General features: G+C 60.2%; 12 protein-coding genes and 1 tRNA gene. 8 read left to right on the forward strand and 5 right to left on the reverse strand.

All coding sequences use genetic code 11. The features are described from left to right. Window position 1: 1 nt before the first annotated feature. From GKZ67_RS16480 to GKZ67_RS16495, 4 genes are all read left to right on the forward strand, one after another. A complete protein-coding gene (locus GKZ67_RS16480) occupies window positions 2–1192 on the forward strand; it encodes a hypothetical protein (RefSeq protein ID WP_173244440.1) in 1191 nt (396 codons plus the stop codon). Window positions 1193–1285: 93 nt separating this feature from the next. After that, the gene (locus tag GKZ67_RS16485) at window positions 1286–1993 is read left to right on the forward strand and encodes a carboxypeptidase-like regulatory domain-containing protein (protein ID WP_173244443.1); all 708 of its coding nucleotides are present in this window, start codon (window positions 1286–1288) and stop codon (window positions 1991–1993) included. Beyond that, window positions 1980–3239 carry a DUF5686 family protein gene (locus tag GKZ67_RS16490; protein ID WP_173244446.1) on the forward strand — a complete coding sequence of 420 codons (1260 nt, stop codon included), beginning with the start codon at window positions 1980–1982 and terminating at the stop codon, window positions 3237–3239. Before GKZ67_RS16485 ends, GKZ67_RS16490 begins: the two co-directional genes overlap by 14 nt. After that, window positions 3206–3856, forward strand: a complete 651-nt coding sequence (locus GKZ67_RS16495; RefSeq protein WP_254245266.1) for a DUF5686 family protein — start codon at window positions 3206–3208, stop codon at window positions 3854–3856. The genes GKZ67_RS16490 and GKZ67_RS16495 overlap by 34 nt, the downstream gene beginning before the upstream one ends. Before the next feature lie 75 nt (window positions 3857–3931). Here GKZ67_RS16495 and GKZ67_RS16500 read toward each other — a convergent pair. Both GKZ67_RS16500 and GKZ67_RS16505 read right to left on the reverse strand, forming a co-directional pair. After that, window positions 3932–4003 (reverse strand) — tRNA-Arg (locus GKZ67_RS16500). 33 nt (window positions 4004–4036) lie between these two features. Continuing rightward, on the reverse strand, window positions 4037–5326 hold the full coding sequence (locus tag GKZ67_RS16505) for a Pycsar system effector family protein (protein ID WP_173244452.1): 1290 nt from the start codon (window positions 5324–5326) through the stop codon (window positions 4037–4039). A gap of 275 nt (window positions 5327–5601) precedes the next feature. Here GKZ67_RS16505 and GKZ67_RS16510 point away from each other — a divergent pair, with 275 nt between their 5' ends. From GKZ67_RS16510 to GKZ67_RS16525, 4 genes are all read left to right on the forward strand, one after another. Further along, a complete protein-coding gene (locus GKZ67_RS16510; protein ID WP_173244455.1) occupies window positions 5602–5808 on the forward strand; it encodes a hypothetical protein in 207 nt (68 codons plus the stop codon). Further along, entirely contained in the window at window positions 5805–9248 is a 3444-nt protein-coding gene (locus GKZ67_RS16515; protein WP_173244458.1) for a metallophosphoesterase, read from the forward strand. Before GKZ67_RS16510 ends, GKZ67_RS16515 begins: the two co-directional genes overlap by 4 nt. Next, window positions 9194–9694, forward strand: coding sequence for a BamA/TamA family outer membrane protein (locus tag GKZ67_RS16520; RefSeq protein WP_410505083.1), 501 nt, complete (start codon window positions 9194–9196; stop codon window positions 9692–9694). Before GKZ67_RS16515 ends, GKZ67_RS16520 begins: the two co-directional genes overlap by 55 nt. Before the next feature lie 180 nt (window positions 9695–9874). Further along, the gene (locus GKZ67_RS16525; protein WP_173244463.1) at window positions 9875–10243 is read left to right on the forward strand and encodes a hypothetical protein; all 369 of its coding nucleotides are present in this window, start codon (window positions 9875–9877) and stop codon (window positions 10241–10243) included. Window positions 10244–10467: 224 nt separating this feature from the next. Here the strand turns inward: GKZ67_RS16525 and GKZ67_RS16530 are convergent, their stop codons facing one another. The 3 genes from GKZ67_RS16530 to GKZ67_RS23815 are packed head-to-tail and all read right to left on the reverse strand — an operon-like array spanning window position 10468 to window position 14717. Then, on the reverse strand, window positions 10468–12582 hold the full coding sequence (locus GKZ67_RS16530; protein ID WP_173244466.1) for a molybdopterin-dependent oxidoreductase: 2115 nt from the start codon (window positions 12580–12582) through the stop codon (window positions 10468–10470). Window positions 12583–12642: 60 nt separating this feature from the next. Beyond that, the gene (locus GKZ67_RS16535) at window positions 12643–13842 is read right to left on the reverse strand and encodes a phospholipase D-like domain-containing protein (RefSeq protein ID WP_254245267.1); all 1200 of its coding nucleotides are present in this window, start codon (window positions 13840–13842) and stop codon (window positions 12643–12645) included. Continuing rightward, window positions 13770–14717 carry a hypothetical protein gene (locus tag GKZ67_RS23815; protein WP_254244888.1) on the reverse strand — a complete coding sequence of 316 codons (948 nt, stop codon included), beginning with the start codon at window positions 14715–14717 and terminating at the stop codon, window positions 13770–13772. Before GKZ67_RS23815 ends, GKZ67_RS16535 begins: the two co-directional genes overlap by 73 nt. Window positions 14718–14750 lie beyond the last annotated feature (33 nt).

Genomic DNA, 14750 nt, shown 5'->3' on the forward strand with positions numbered 1-14750 from the left:
GATGAATTCAGCAGCCTTTTCCAGATGGCAGGCGGCATGGGGTTGGCTGGCCCGCTACCACGGGTGGCTGCTGGCCGGCTGGTGGGCGGTGGTGCAGGCCGGTTGCTGGCGCTACTACCACGGGCCGCATCTGCTGGGCGATGGCTTCAGCTACGTGGAGTACGCCCGGCAGCTGGCCGACACGGGTACCCTAGGCGGCGGCCACTATGGCTACTATGCCGGCTACTCACTCTTTATCAGCCTCTTCCTAAAAACGGAGCTGGGCCTGATGGGTGCGGGCCTGGCCCAGGTGGCGCTGTCGGGGCTGGCGGCGCAAGCGTTTTACGCGACCGTGCGGCGGCTTACGGGCGGCTACTGGCCCACGGCGGCACTGGCTACGGCCGCGCTCGTAAGCTGGGTGGAGGTGCAGGCTTTCAACCCGTTTATCCTGACCGAGTCGCTGTTTACCAGCTTCCTGCTGTTCGGCCTGTGGGCGATGGCGCGGGTGCGCGACCGGCGCAGCGGCGCAGTAGCGGCGGCCATTCTCTGCTACACGGCAGCTATCCGGCCTAATGGCTTTGTGGCCCTGGCCGCCGCAGCCCTTGTGGGCCTGCATCACTTGTGGCAGCAGGGCCGGCGCGGCTGGGCGGTGGCGTGGCTGCTGGTGCTTGCGGCCCTGGCCGGGGCAGCCCTCAACCACATTATTACGGCGTTTAATCTTCTTGCTACCTATGCGGCAGGCACGGTCATCTTCGATTATCCGCCCACGGCGGTAGAGCGGCCGGCCAGCCTGGTCATACCACCCGCGGCCTGGTTGCCTGTCAGCCAGCTGAGCTGGTTTATAGCGCATAATTTTGGCTATTTCAGTAAGTTATGCCTACTAAAAGCCATTTATTTTTTGGGCTTTCCCAGGCCCTGGTATTCTACCTTGCACCGGGTGTGGGTGGCAGTCAGCCTGGTGCCCCTCTACACGCTGGCCGGGCTGGGTTTGCTGAAGCGCCCGGGCGCGTACCAGGCGCCATACTATGCGGGGTTGACTATTGCCCTGCAAATCAGTGTAGTGATGATGACAGTGGAAGAGTGGGGAACGCGCTTTTCCGGTCCTTTTATTCCATACTGGCTGCTGCTGGCAGCGCTGGGGCCCAGCCCACGCTACAGCGGTGGCTGGCCAGGGCTAACCGATGGGCCGCCCCGCCCAGTAAGCAGACGGTAATGCCTGGCTAGTACTTATTGCTACCCCGCCTGCCACTCTGTAACTTGCGAACATAACTCTACTTTCTATACTTCTGCTTATCGCGCTATTTTTATGAGATTTATCGTTTCGCTGCTGTTGCTTGGACTACTGCTGGCGGGACGGCATTCGGTGGCCCAGCACCTCGTCCTTAGCGGGCAGGTAGTAGAGGCCATTTCGGGCGAGCCGATTCCGTTTGCGTCCATCTTCGTACCAAGAACTAGCACCGGTATCACGGCCGATGTGGACGGCCGCTTCAAGCTGACCGTGACGGGCGCACCGGATTCGCTGGCGGCCTCGGCGCTAGGCTTTATTACCCAACGCAAACATCTGAGCAACCAGGAGCAGCAGTCTGTCCTGTTTCGGCTGCGCAAGGGCAGCGGCGTGGCACTGGCCGAGGTAGTAGTAAGCTCGCGGCAGCCCGAAAACCCAGCCTTCCGCATTTTGCGCGAAGTGCAGAAGCACAAACCCGAAAATGAACGGACTGCACTCAACACCTCCGAGTACAGTTCTTATAATCGGATTGAAGTGAGCTTGGCCGACATCCCGAAGTCGCTGGCCAACCGCAAGGTGGTCAAAGATATTCGGGCGCTGGCCGTGCGCCAGGGCGCAGCGGCCGCTTCGGACCCCGACGCCCCTTGCCCCTCTTTGCCTCCGAAGTGGGCTCGAAAGTGTACCAGAAGTACGGCCCGCCCCTACGCCGCCGCGAAGACATTCTGCACAAGCAGATGCGGGGTGCCGGCCCCGCGAAGGCTCGGTACTAAGCCAGATGCTGGGGTCTAACTTTCAAAGCTTCGATTTTTATCCCAACTGGCAAAACATTCTGGGTAAAGACTTTATCTCACCCATTTCGGCCGGCGGCCGCCTTACCTACAACTACGAGCTGCAAGACTCGCTGATGATAGGCAAGGACTATTGCTACAAAATCGCTATCGTACCCAAGCGCCCGCACGACCTTGCTTTTACGGGCACCATCTGGATTACGACCGACAAGTATGCCCTGAAACGCATCGACGTTATTACCAGTGACAAGGCTAATATTAACTTTATCAGCGACTTGCGCATTTTTCAGGAGATGACCTCGCCCAGCGACGGGCCCGGCCTGCCCATCCGCACTCGCCTGGTGCTGGGGGTGCGCCCCTACGAAAAACAGGCGGCTATGCGGATACGCTTTACCACTGTTAATTCCGACTTTGTGCGCAACCAGTCGCATACCGAAAGCGGCTTTTACGACCAGCCCATTGTATCGAGTATTCTGGAGCCCGGCAAAGGCCAAACCAGCGACCTCGTGAGCGGGCTGCTGCCTACCGGAGCTTCCGAAGGCTATTTTGACAAGAACCGGCCCGATACCCTGAGTTTGAGCGAGCGCCAGACGTTTGCCGTGCTCGACTCGGCCCGCGAGCTGCCCTCAGTGCGCAGCACCCTCGACTGGATTGACTTATTCATCAACGGCTATAAGAAACTCGGCAAGGTAGAGCTTGGCCCTATCATCAATACGTATTCGCACAACGATTTTGAAGGCAATCGCTTCCGCCTGGGCTTTCGTACTACACCCGCATTTAGCCGCAGCTGGGTGCATCAGGCTTACCTGGCCTATGGCACCCGAGATGGCCGGGGCAAGTACGGCCTACGGACGAGCTACATTGCAGAGCGCCGCCACTGGACGGTTCTTACCGGGGAATTTCGCCACGATGTTGAGCAGGTGGCGTTACTCGACAATGACTTTTTGCCTGATAATAACCTGTTTCTGGCTGCTTCCCGCTGGGGACGCTTCACCGAAGGACGGGTTATTTTGCGCGATTTAGTCTCGCTTAGCATTCAGCGCGACCTGTTTCATGGCTTTACTGAAACCGTGACCCTGCGCTACCAGGGTATCGTGCCGCTGCATCCTTTCTCCTATTACGATACGCCCGACCACGGGGCCAATGCGCCATTGGGCCGCGACTTGTCGCTGTCGGAAGTAGTATTAGAATCGCGCTACGCCCCGACGAAAACCTGGTCCAGAGTGAGAACCGCCGACGGGCAGTAGGGCTTAAAAAATTGCCAGTATTTACTTTCCGCTATACTTTGGGCTCACGTAACCTGTTTACTGACAGCCAGCATCCCGAATACCAGAAGTTCAACCTGCTCATAACGCACAGCGTATCGCTGGGGCATTTTGGCCGCCTGGGCTACCGCGTCGAGGGCAGCTATGTCCCAGATGCGGTGCCTTATATTATTCTCAAAACGCCGTTGGGCAACGAGACGCCGTTCTTCAATGCCAATGCGTTTAACCTGATGAACTACTTCGAGTTTGTAACCGACCGTTCGGTTTCCCTACGGCTCGACCAGCATTTCGAAGGAATAATTCTGAACGCGATTCCGGGTATCCGGCGCTTCAACTGGAGGCTGGTTGCCACGGCTAATGCCCTGGCCGGCGGCCTTTCGGCTACTAATCGGAACTTGCTGCCCCCCTTCGACCAAGACCACAATCCGCTGGTGCGCCTGAATGCGCTACAGGCAGGTACGCCCTACATAGAGGCAGGCTACGGCATTGAGAATATTTTCAAGTTCTTGCGTGTCGATTTTATTCATCGCCTGACTTACCGCGACTTACCCAATGCCAAAAACTTCGGCATTAAGATAGGCGCGCAGTTCCGGCTCTAGGGCCCCGACACTTTCCTGGCACATAAAAAATACCCATGCCTCGAAAGAAGCATGAGTATAGTAAAATTATATATGTAGCCACGAGCAGATTCGAACTGCTATCAAGCGTTTAGGAAACGCCTATTCTATCCCTTGAACTACGCAGCCAGGCCACAAAGGTAAGCCACCGGCCGAGCCCCCCTACATCTTGTAGGCGAGTACAATCCCAAAGGAGAGCGCCGTGAGTATCAGGCCAACCATAAAAATGGAATAGCTCACGCGCAACAGCCTGTATTTACGGTCGAGCACTTCGCCAAGATAATATACATCTGTTATCATATTTGTATAAAGCGTATTTTTCTGGCGCATCAGCTCGTGCATGCCTTCCTGAAAGTGCTGCAGGCTGAGCTTGGTGAACTGTCCGAAAAACAAGAGGTTGACGCGCCGGTTGGTGGCAATCTCGGGGTTGCGCTTCAGCCATTTGAAGCTCGTGACATCGGGCTGAGCCGAAAGAATAGCCGAGGTTACCGAGCCCAGGGCGGTAAGCAGCAGAATGCCCATGGGCACGGCCAGAATCGGATTGCGGGTAAAGCTGGCATTGCCGGTGGGTGTCATCCCCGACGATTTGGCCCCCAGGTAGGTAATTATCACCGACATGATAACGGCATTGAGCGAAATCATCATGCTGGCCTTTTTATCGGCCATGTCGGAGAGCTTCATATGGTTGGAGTACATGGTGCGGAACATTGTTTCAATGCCCCGCTTGGGCTCGGCGAAGGTGTCGGTTTTTTCCTTTTCCTTTTTCTTGGCTTTTTTCTCGGCCTTTTTGAGCCGGTCGCGCTGGTCTTCAATATTGGCTTTCAGCGACTTCTTATAGCGGTCTTTGCCAGCGCCGGAGAGGTACTTATGCGCCAGCATAAAGTTGAGCTGCAGCTCAGCCCACTCGGGGTTGCTGTACGACTTATCGAGGGCCACCTCCCACTCGGTGCGCAGCAGCTCGGCGCGGGCCCGAAAATCGTCGGCGGCCAGATTGCTCATATCGGCATCGACCATTATTTTTTCGAGCTCCGTAGTTGGCGTCTCGTTGCGATGCGTAGCGCGGATAAGGTTTTTAATAACCTCTACGCGGGCGGGCTCCACCTTTTTTTCCTGAAGCCAGGCCTCGGCCCGGGCCATGCTCTTGTATTCGTGGCCATCGTAGGTATCGAGGTAGCCCGTGTCGTGAAACCAGGCGGCCAGCAGCAGCTCCTCGGTTTGCTCGGGGCTGAGCTGGGCATCGTCGGCCAGGTTGCGGGCCTGCTTCACTACGTAGGCCGTATGCGCCAGCGTGTGGTAGGTGAGGCGGGGGTCCAGCTCGGCCGTCAGCTTGGGCTCGAGGTAGGCCTGCGCCTGCTGCACCAGCGCTGATACCTCCGGCTTGGGCGGCTTGGCAGGCGGAGAAGCTGGGGCGGCCGGAGTTTCGGCTTCGGCGGGGAGAGTAGTAGTAGCCATAATTCAGCGCAAGAAACAACAGCCGGCCGGCGTTGCGTTCAGCCTGGCAGTGGGCTTTCAACGCGCTACAGTCGGCCCGGGTTAATTCCTAACCTCAACCGCACGGGCCGGCTTTGCGTAGCAACCCTCACGCGGGAAATAAAAAAGGGCGGCTTGTCTTGCAGTGCCCGGCAGCCCGCCCAAAAAATCTTACGTACAGCCAGCCTTACGCCTTTATTCTGCAACTCGTATTTACCTTTTTGGTAGCGCCCCGCGCTACGTGTACTTTCACCTACATGACACTACTTCTCCGCCTTTTCTGCTGCCTGTGCCTACTAGCTACTCTTCCGCTCACCGTGCATGCGCAGCTCGAAGAGCTGGGCGAAGCCGGCGAGTCCGACTTCAACCCGGTAAACCCCAAGCCCAATTACCGCCGCACGGCCGTAGGCTGGGAAAAGCGCCTGCCCCCGATTCGAGCCGCATTCGCTATTCGGTATTTTTGATTGGCGACGTAGGCAATCCCATTCTGGCCGACCACGGGGGTGAGCCGTCGCTGAACTTCATGCGCAAGCAGATGCTGCAAGCCGGCACCAAGAGCGCGGTCGTGTTTCTGGGCGATAACGTGTACAACCAGGGTATGCCGCCCGAGGGCGCCTACGACCGCAAAACGGCCGAAAACCGGCTCAATGCCCAGCTCGATATTCTGAAAGGCTACAAGGGAGAGAAATACATGGTGCCCGGCAACCACGACTGGATTCAGGGCTACAAGGGCGGGCTGGCCCAGGTAAACCGGGAGCAGGCCTACACCGAGCACTACCTGGCCAAAGATTCAGTGTCTTTTTCCTATACCGGCGATTTTCTGGTGCCGCGCGATGGCTGCCCCGGGCCCTACGAAATCAGGCTGCGCGACGACCTGGTGATGATTGCCATCAACTCGCAATGGTTTATTACGGACCAGGCCAACCGGCCCTTCGGCAATGCCTGCGGGGCCAACACGGAAGACGATGTGTATGCGCAGCTCGAAGAGGTGATTAAGCGCAACCAGGACAAGCATATCCTGATTGTGACGCACCACCCGCTGTTTTCGGATGGCATTCACGGCGGCTACTTTACGCTGGCCGACCACCTGTTTCCGCTCAGCATTGTGCAGAAATATGCGTTTCTACCGCTGCCGGTTATCGGGTCGGTGTACCCGCTGGCCCGCAAGTATGGCGGCATTGCCCAGGATTTGGCGTATCCGGCCTACCAGGACTACAAGAAGAACCTGCTCGACCTGTTTGGCAAATATCCGAATATTATCTATGCCAACGGCCACGAGCACAACCTCCAGTATTACGACGAGGAGAAAACCAAGTCGCACTTCATCACCAGCGGCTCAGGCTGCAAAACCCAGCACGTAAAGCCTGGCAAGGGTGGTGAGGCGCTGTTTTCGGACAAGGAAAAGGGCTTTGCCCGGCTCAATTACTACGACGACGGCCAGGTGTGGGTCGAATACCTCATTCCCAGCGATAAAGACAAAGGCCAGACGGCCCGGCTTGCATACCGCCAGCAGGTATATGCCGAGTTGGGCCGGGGCCGGGCCGCTACGGCAGCGGCAGGCCCCGGCAGCAAAGTGAGCAAGAAGAATAAGCCCGACTCGGGGGCGGCTCCCGGCACGCAGGCGCCGGGCGGGGCCACCGCTACCCGCGCCGGCAACCAGAGCAACGACGACCTGGAGTCGGCCGCCGCCAAGGCGGCCGATAAGCCTACGGGGGCACCCGTCGTAACCTCGGCCATGAAGCGGCCCAACTTCAAGGACAGCGTAGTAACGGTAGCCGTGAACCCGAGCTACAACCAGCACGGCCGCCTGCACAACTGGCTGCTGGGCGAGCACTACCGCAAGGAATGGGCTACGCCGGTTGCCTTTCCGGTGCTCGATATCCAAACCGCGGAAGGCGGGCTCATTCCGTACAAAACGGGCGGCGGCAAGCAGACAGCCTCACTGAAAGTGCGCAACGAGGCCGGCTACTACTACACAGTGCGGGGCATCGATAAAGACCCCGCCGCCGTGCTGCCCGAGAATTTCCGCACCGGCCTGGCCAAAGCGGTGTTGCAGGACCAGATATCGGCCCAGCACCCCTATGCCTCGTTTGTGCTGCCGCCCCTGGCTACCGCAGCTGGCATTCTGCATACCAACCCGCGCTACGTCTATATTCCGAATGACCCGGCGCTGGGCCAGTACCGGCAGAAGTTCGCCAACACGCCCGCCGCACTGGAAGAAGACGCCAAGGGCAGCCAGGATACCGACGCCTCGCTCGACTACGCCAAGAAGCTCGTGAGCACCGATAAGATGCTCGAAAACCTGCTGGCCGACAACGACAACCAGGTCGACGAGCCGGCCTTTGCGCGCTCGCGCCTCTTCGATATGTGGATTGGCGACTGGGACCGCCACGAAGACCAGTGGCGCTGGGCCCAGCGCAAAACCAAGGACGGCGACAAGATTTATACGGCCGTGCCCGAAGACCGCGACATTGCCTTTTTTAAAGGTGATGGAGTGCTGCCTTCGCTTATTTCAAAGAAATTTGCGGTGCGCAACTTTCAGAATTTCGGCTACGATTACGGCGACTACAAGGGCCTGAACCAAACCGGCCTCAGCAACGACCGGCTATACCTGAGCGGCGTGAGCCGCGAAGAGTGGGTGAAGCAGGCCAACATTATGAAAGCCCAGCTCACCGACGAAATCATCGAAAAAGCCTTCCGCGATAAGTGGCCGGCCCAGATTTATGCCGAGCACGGCGCCGAGATTGTGGCCAAGCTCAAGAGCCGCCGCGACCTGCTGCCCGACGTGGCCGCCAAGTACGCCGACGTAATGGCCCAGCGCGTGGAGGTACGCGGCTCGCAGAAGCGGGAAAAATTCACGGTGACGCGCCTGCCCGACCACAAGACGCGCGTGGTGATGCAGAAAATCAGCAAAAAAGGTCAGCTAACTAAGATTCTCTACGACCGCACCTTCGACCGCACTACCGACGAGATTCGCCTGTACGGTATCAGCGGCCAGGACGTGTATGACCTGAGCGGCGACCAGCGCCAGGGCCATAAGATTCGCATCATTGCTGGCACGGGCCGTGACACTATCATCGACAACTCGCGGGTTGCCGGTATGCGGCATCGCACCCAGATTTACGACGCCGACACCGGCAACGTGATTGTGAACAAGCGCGGCGAGGCCCGCCTGCGCCTGGAGCCAGGCGTAGAAGTGAGCCGCTACGACCACCCGCACCGCTTCGACCTGAAAGACTACCGCCTCAACTACACCGGCCCGGCCCTGTTTTTTGGGTATAATATCGACGATGGCGTGCTGCTGGGCGGCGGCGTCACGCACCGGCGCTACGGCTTCCGGCGCGAGCCCTTCAGCTCGGAGCAAACCCTGACGGCCAACTTTGCCCCGGCCCGCCAGGCTTATAACCTGCGCTACAGCGGGCAGTTTACAAGCGTATTCGGTGGTAAAACCGACTTGCACATTGCTTCGCAGTTTTACGGACCACAGCTGCTTTATAATTTCTTCGGCATCGGCAACAACACCCAGAACTATGCGGTGGAAGGCAAAGACCAGGCTACTAACCGCACGGTCAATAGTGCTTACCGGGTGCGCTTCGACCGCTTCTACATTGCCCCACCCTTGAGCGTAAGCTGTTTACCTTCGGCAAAATTGGTTTTGGGCCGCAGTATGAGCGTTTCCGGGTGGAAAGCGACCAGATTGGAACAGTTATCAGAGACAGCATCGGGACGGGCCTCGAAAACCGACACTTCGGCATCCGCAGCTCCGACTTTCAGGCAAACTCTTACCTGGGCGGCCTGGTATACATCGACTTCGGGGCACAGTCGTCGCCCAAAGACCCGCGCATTGGTATTCAGTGGCACAACGAGGCGCAGTACAACTGGCAGCTTAACGGCGAGCAGCTGACTTACGGCCGGCTTTCTTCTGAGCTGAAGGCGTACATCACCCCTAATTTCCCGTTCCGTATCACCTACGCCGGCCGCGTAGGCGTGCAGCACAACCTTGGCGACTACCGCTTTTACCAGGCTAATACGCTGGGTGGCACCACTAACCTGCGCGGCTATCGCCGCACCCGCTACGCCGGCCGCAGCAGCCTCTACGGCAACTTCGAGGCCCGCCTGCACCTGTTCAAGTTCAACGCCTATCTCTTCCCCGGCACCTTCGGCATCATGGGCCTGGCCGATGCAGGCCGCGTTTATTCGGCCCAGGATACGCGCCAGGGGCTGCAAGCCTTCCACACCGGCTTCGGCGGGGGCGCTTTCGTCAATATTCTCGACCAGGCGGTAGTCAACGTGACGTACTCGGTAGGTGAAGAGCGGCTGCTGTATGTAGGATTCGACTTTCTGTTTTAAGCAAAGCCTGGCTCCGGCGGCCTGCCGCTGCCCTTGCGGGCTGGTACTCAAAAGCCCTGTAGCGCATGCTACGGGGCTTTTTCTGCGTCTAACTCATAACCTCCGCTATATCCTTTTCCCGGTGCCGGCGTTATGTTTTGCGGTATCCAGCCACCACATTCTCCTTATTTCTTTTTCAATATGGACCAGCCCATCTCTCGCCGCCAGCACGGCTTTGCCGATTATACCTACGTCCCGCTTGTGGCCGCCGCACCTGCCCTGGCAGGTTTTACTGCAGAAAAAACTGCTGCTACGTTGTGCTACGTTCTCAGTAGCTCGGTGCTGGCATCCAGCCTCTTCACGCGCGCCGAGTGGGGCCTGGTCAGGGTTATTCCTTTCAAAGCTCATCTGGCCTTTGACGCGCTAGGGGCCGTCACGACCCTAACGGCTCCCTGGCTGTTTGGCTTTGCCAAAAACCGCAAGGCCCGCAATGCTTTTCTGGTTATCGGCACCATCAATCTACTGGCGGGCCTGCTTACCAAACCCGAGGAGATGCCAGCGCAAGCCTAGCACCGCTTACTCTTGCCCCACCCCAGCGACCGCTTGTGACGGACTCTTAACCGCTACACAAGCTGCTATAACAACCGCCCGCAGTACCAATCACCGCTTAAACTCGGCTGGTTGACAGCTTCATTCAACTTACCTAGCGCCCTCTCCAAGTCTCTGTATACTGACTTGGAGAAGGCGCTGGTTTGTCTTCCAATAATAAATACTTCATTCCCTGTGCTGTAATCTTACTTTACCGGCTCTACCCACACTGGCACGCCACTCAGGGCGGCGTTGCCAGTCAACACATCGAGCCGAGCTTCATCGGTTAAGTCGTTAATACTGGCGCCGGCCTGCTGGCTGGCTACAGCCAGGCGCACGCCGGCGCGCTGGTGGCCGTAGCCGTGGGGCATGCTGGCCACGCCGGGCATCATCCTATCGCTCAGCTCCACGGGCAGCTCGATGCTGCCCACGCGGGAGCGCACGCGCACCAGCTGGCCATCGGTGAGGTGGCGGGCGGCGGCATCGACGGGGTGCAGGTGCAGCGTGCAGCGCGGGCGGCCCTTGATGAGACGCGGCAGGTTGTGCATCCACGAATTATTGCTGCGCAGCTCGCGGCGGCTGACCAGGGAGAGCTGGCCGTCAGCCAGTGCCGACGGCGCCGCCAGCGCCTTACGGGCGCGGGCTAGGTCAGCCAGCAGCAAGGGCGGGGCCAGGTGTAGACGCTGGCCGGCCGTGCGCAGCGCCTGGGGCAGGCGCGGCAGCAGCGGGCCCAGGTCGAGGCCGTGCGGCGCTTCGCGCAGGGCCGCCACGGAAAGGCCCGCTTTGCCATAGGTGCCGTAGCGGAGGCCGAGGTCGACCTTGGCTTCTGGATTTTCGGGCGGGGTGGCAGTGGCCGGGTCGTACGTATCCGCTTCGAGGCGCTGGCGCAGACCCTCAAATATCTCCCAGTCGTAGCGCTGCGCGGGGCTTTTGGCAAACAGCGGCTCCGAGTAACGGGCCGTGTTACGAATAGCCAGCGCGTGAAACGACACATCGTAGTGGGCAGTTTCGAGGCCCGTGGCGGGCGGTAGAATGTAGTGGGCGTGGCGCGTGGTTTCGTTGAGGTAGATGTCGATGCTCACCATAAAATCGAGGCTTTCGAGCGCCTGGTCGAGCTGGCGGCCGTTGGGGGTGCTCAGCACGGGGTTGCCGCAGCTCGTCACCAGCGCCCGCAGCTGGCCGGGGCCGGGCGTCAGCATTTCTTCGGCCAGGCAGGCCACCGGCAGCTCGCCCATAAACTCGGGCACGCCCCGCACGCGGCTCTGGAAGCGGTTGTAGCGCTCATAGAGCTGAGGATTGCCCAGCAGGTCGAGGGCCGGCGTGGCAAACATGTAGCCGCCCGGCTCGTCGAGGTGCCCAGTAAGGGCATTGAGCACGCTCACCAGCCACAAACACAGACCGCCAAACTCCTGCACCGATACGCCTACCCGGCCGTAGCACACGCCGCGCCCGGCCGCCGCCAGCTCGCGGGCCAGCCGGCGGATAGTGGCGGCCTCCACCCCCGTGATGCCCGCCGCCCGCTCGGGCGTAAACGCGGCCACGGCGGCTTGCAGCTCGGCCAGGCCGTCGGTAAACTCAGCCAGCCGGCCCAGGCGCACCAGGCTTTCGGCAAAGAGCACCTGGGTCATGGCCAGCAGCAAAAACACGTCGGTGCCGGGCCGGATAAAGTGGTGCTCGTCGGCATGAGCGGCTGTTTCGGTGCGGCGCGGGTCAATGACGACTACCTTACCGCCCCGGTCCCCGATGGCTTGCAGGCGCTTGCCCACGTCGGGCGCAGTCATCAGACTCCCATTCGAAACCAGAGGGTTAGCGCCCAATATCAGCCAGTAGTCGGTGCGGTCGAGGTCGGGCACGGGCAGCAGCAGCGGGTGCCCAAACAGCTGCCACGCCGCAAAGTGGTGCGGCAGCTGGTCGACCGACGAGGCCGAAAACAGGTGCCGCGAGCCCAAAGCCTTCAAAAATCCGGGAGCCGCAAGCTGGGTGCCGGAGTTATGCACCGTGGGGTTGCCGGCGTACCAGGCCGTGGCGTGGGCACCGTGCCGGGCGCGCACCTGCCGCAGGCGGTCGGCTACTTCATCGAGGGCGGTGTCCCAGCTTATTTCTTCCCAGCCGGTGGCCGTGCGGCGCAAGGGGTGGCGCAGGCGGTCGGGGTCTTCGTACACCTCCTGCAAGCCCACGGCCTTGGGGCAAATGTGGCCCCGGCTGAACGGGTCGGCCTTGTCGCCTATGATGCGCAGGACTTTACCGTCCTGATGCGTGATTTCGAGGCCGCAGATAGCTTCGCAGAGGTTGCAGGCGCGGTAGTGTTTTTCGGGAGACATGCCGGGTGGGAAGGAGAGTCTGCCTGAAAAGTACGCCGTAGCCCCAGAAAAAACATGCACTCAGGCTTTACGCCGCGGTGCCAGCTTTTTCAGGTACTGATACTCGTTTTCCTGTGCGCGTACCCGCGGCTGGCCGGGCGCGGGCAGCAGGTAGTTGTTATGGAAGTCGCGCGCCTTCACATTGTCGGCCCGCTCCAGGTCGAGCAGGTGGCGCACTTCGGCGCGCAGGGCGTCGTCGAGCACCGGGAAAGCGACTTCCACCCGGCGGTCGAGGTTGCGGGTCATCCAGTCGGCCGACGAGACGTACACCTTTTCCGCGCCGCCGTTGCCAAATACATAAATTCGGGCGTGCTCCAGGTAGCGGTCCAGCTGCCCACGCTGGCTGATATGCTCGCTCAGGCCCGGCTCGCCCGGCACCAGGCAGCCAATGCCCCGGATGAGCAGCTCAATGCGCACCCCCGCCTGACTGGCCTCGTAGAGCGCGGCAATCATGCCGGGGTCTTCCAGCGAGTTCACTTTCAGAATGATATAGGCTTCCTCACCCTTTTTGGCGCGGGCTGCCTCGGCGGCTATCAGTTTAAGCAGCTGCTTGCGCAGCCCGAACGGCGCTACCAGCAGGTGCTGCAAGTGCGCCGGCTCTTCGCCCGTAATGAAATAGCGGAATACCTGGTCTACCTCCGCCACGAGTTCGGCATTGGCCGTAAACAGGCCGTGGTCGGCGTAGAGCCGGGCGGTGGCCTCGTTAAAATTGCCCGAGCTGAGGTAGGCGTAGCGGCTCATGGAGTCGTCGGCCTCGCTGCGCCGCGTAAGGAGCAGCAGCTTGGCGTGGCACTTGAGCTCGGGCGGAGTGAAGATGACGTTGGCGCCGGCCCGCTTCAGCTTTTCGGCCCAATAGATGTTGCTTTCCTCATCAAAGCGGGCTTTCAGCTCCACTACGGCCGTTACCTGTTTGCCATTTTTGAGCGCTTTGAGCAAGGCCTTGACCACCGCGCTCTTGGCAGCCACCCGATATAGCGTAATGCTAATACTATTTACCCGCGGGTCGTTTGCCGCTTCGCGCAGAAGGCGCGGCACAGCATCGTAGCTCTGGTAGGGCGGGTGCAGCAGGTGGTCGCGCCGGGCGATGGCGGGCAGCAACGGGCCGGTGCGCGGCAGCGTGGGGTGCGGCAGCTCGGGCCAGGCGGGGTTCAGCAAATCTTGCCGGCCAAAATCGGGGAAGCCAAAAAAATCGCGAAAATTGTGGTAGCGGCTGCCTTCCACCAGCTCCTCGTCCTCGATACCGGTTTTTTGCTTGATGGCCCGCCGCACGGCGGGGGCATGGTGGGGTCGTAGAGCAGGCGGGCCGGATAGCCGGTGGCCCGCTTGGCCAGGCTGCTGCGAATCTTGGCCAGCAAATCGCCCGAAATCTCCTCGGCAATATCCAGCTCCGCGTCGCGGCTCAGCTTAATCGCGTTGACCTGCACCTGGGCATAGGCCGGAAACAGGCTGGCTATGCCAACCCGCACAATATCATCCAGAAACACTACCTGAAAGGGGTCGGCAGCGGTGCCGGCCCCGCCGGGCAGCGCCACAAACCGCCCGCCGTGCCGCCGGGTCGGCAGCTCCATAATGACTACCCGCTCGGCATCGACCTTTTTGCCCGGCGCGCGCGGCTCAGTAAGGTACAGGGTCAGGTACACGGCCTGGTCTTTCAGCAGCAGGTGGTGCAGCGTATCATCGAGCATAATGGGCGACAGCAAATCGCGGACCTTCTGCTCAAAATAGCCTTTCGCCCACTCGCACTGGCTGTCGGTCAGCTCATCGGAGCTGAGCAGCTGAATGCCGGCCGCCCGCAGCTCGGGCAGCACCGCGCGAAAGGTGCCGCCAAACTCTTCCTGCTGGCGGTGCACTTCGGCCAGCACCTTGGCCAGCAACTGCTTGGGCTGGTCTTGCGGTAGCTGGGCCCTGGTTTTCTTCTTGAGCTTAGTGAGCCGCCGCAGCGTAGCCACCCGCACCTTAAAAAACTCGTCGAGGTTGGCCGAGAAAATGGCCAGAAACTTCAGGCGCTCCAGCAGCGGCACCTCGGGGCACTGCGCTTCTTGCAGCACGCGGGCGTTGAAGCGCAGCCAGCTCAGGTCGCGGGGCAGGGTTTTCATGTTCAATTTTAGTTAGCTGTCTTGCGGTATCCT

Origin of the sequence: Hymenobacter sp. BRD67 (assembly GCF_013256425.1) — a bacterium.
Taxonomy (GTDB): Bacteria; Bacteroidota; Bacteroidia; order Cytophagales; family Hymenobacteraceae; genus Hymenobacter.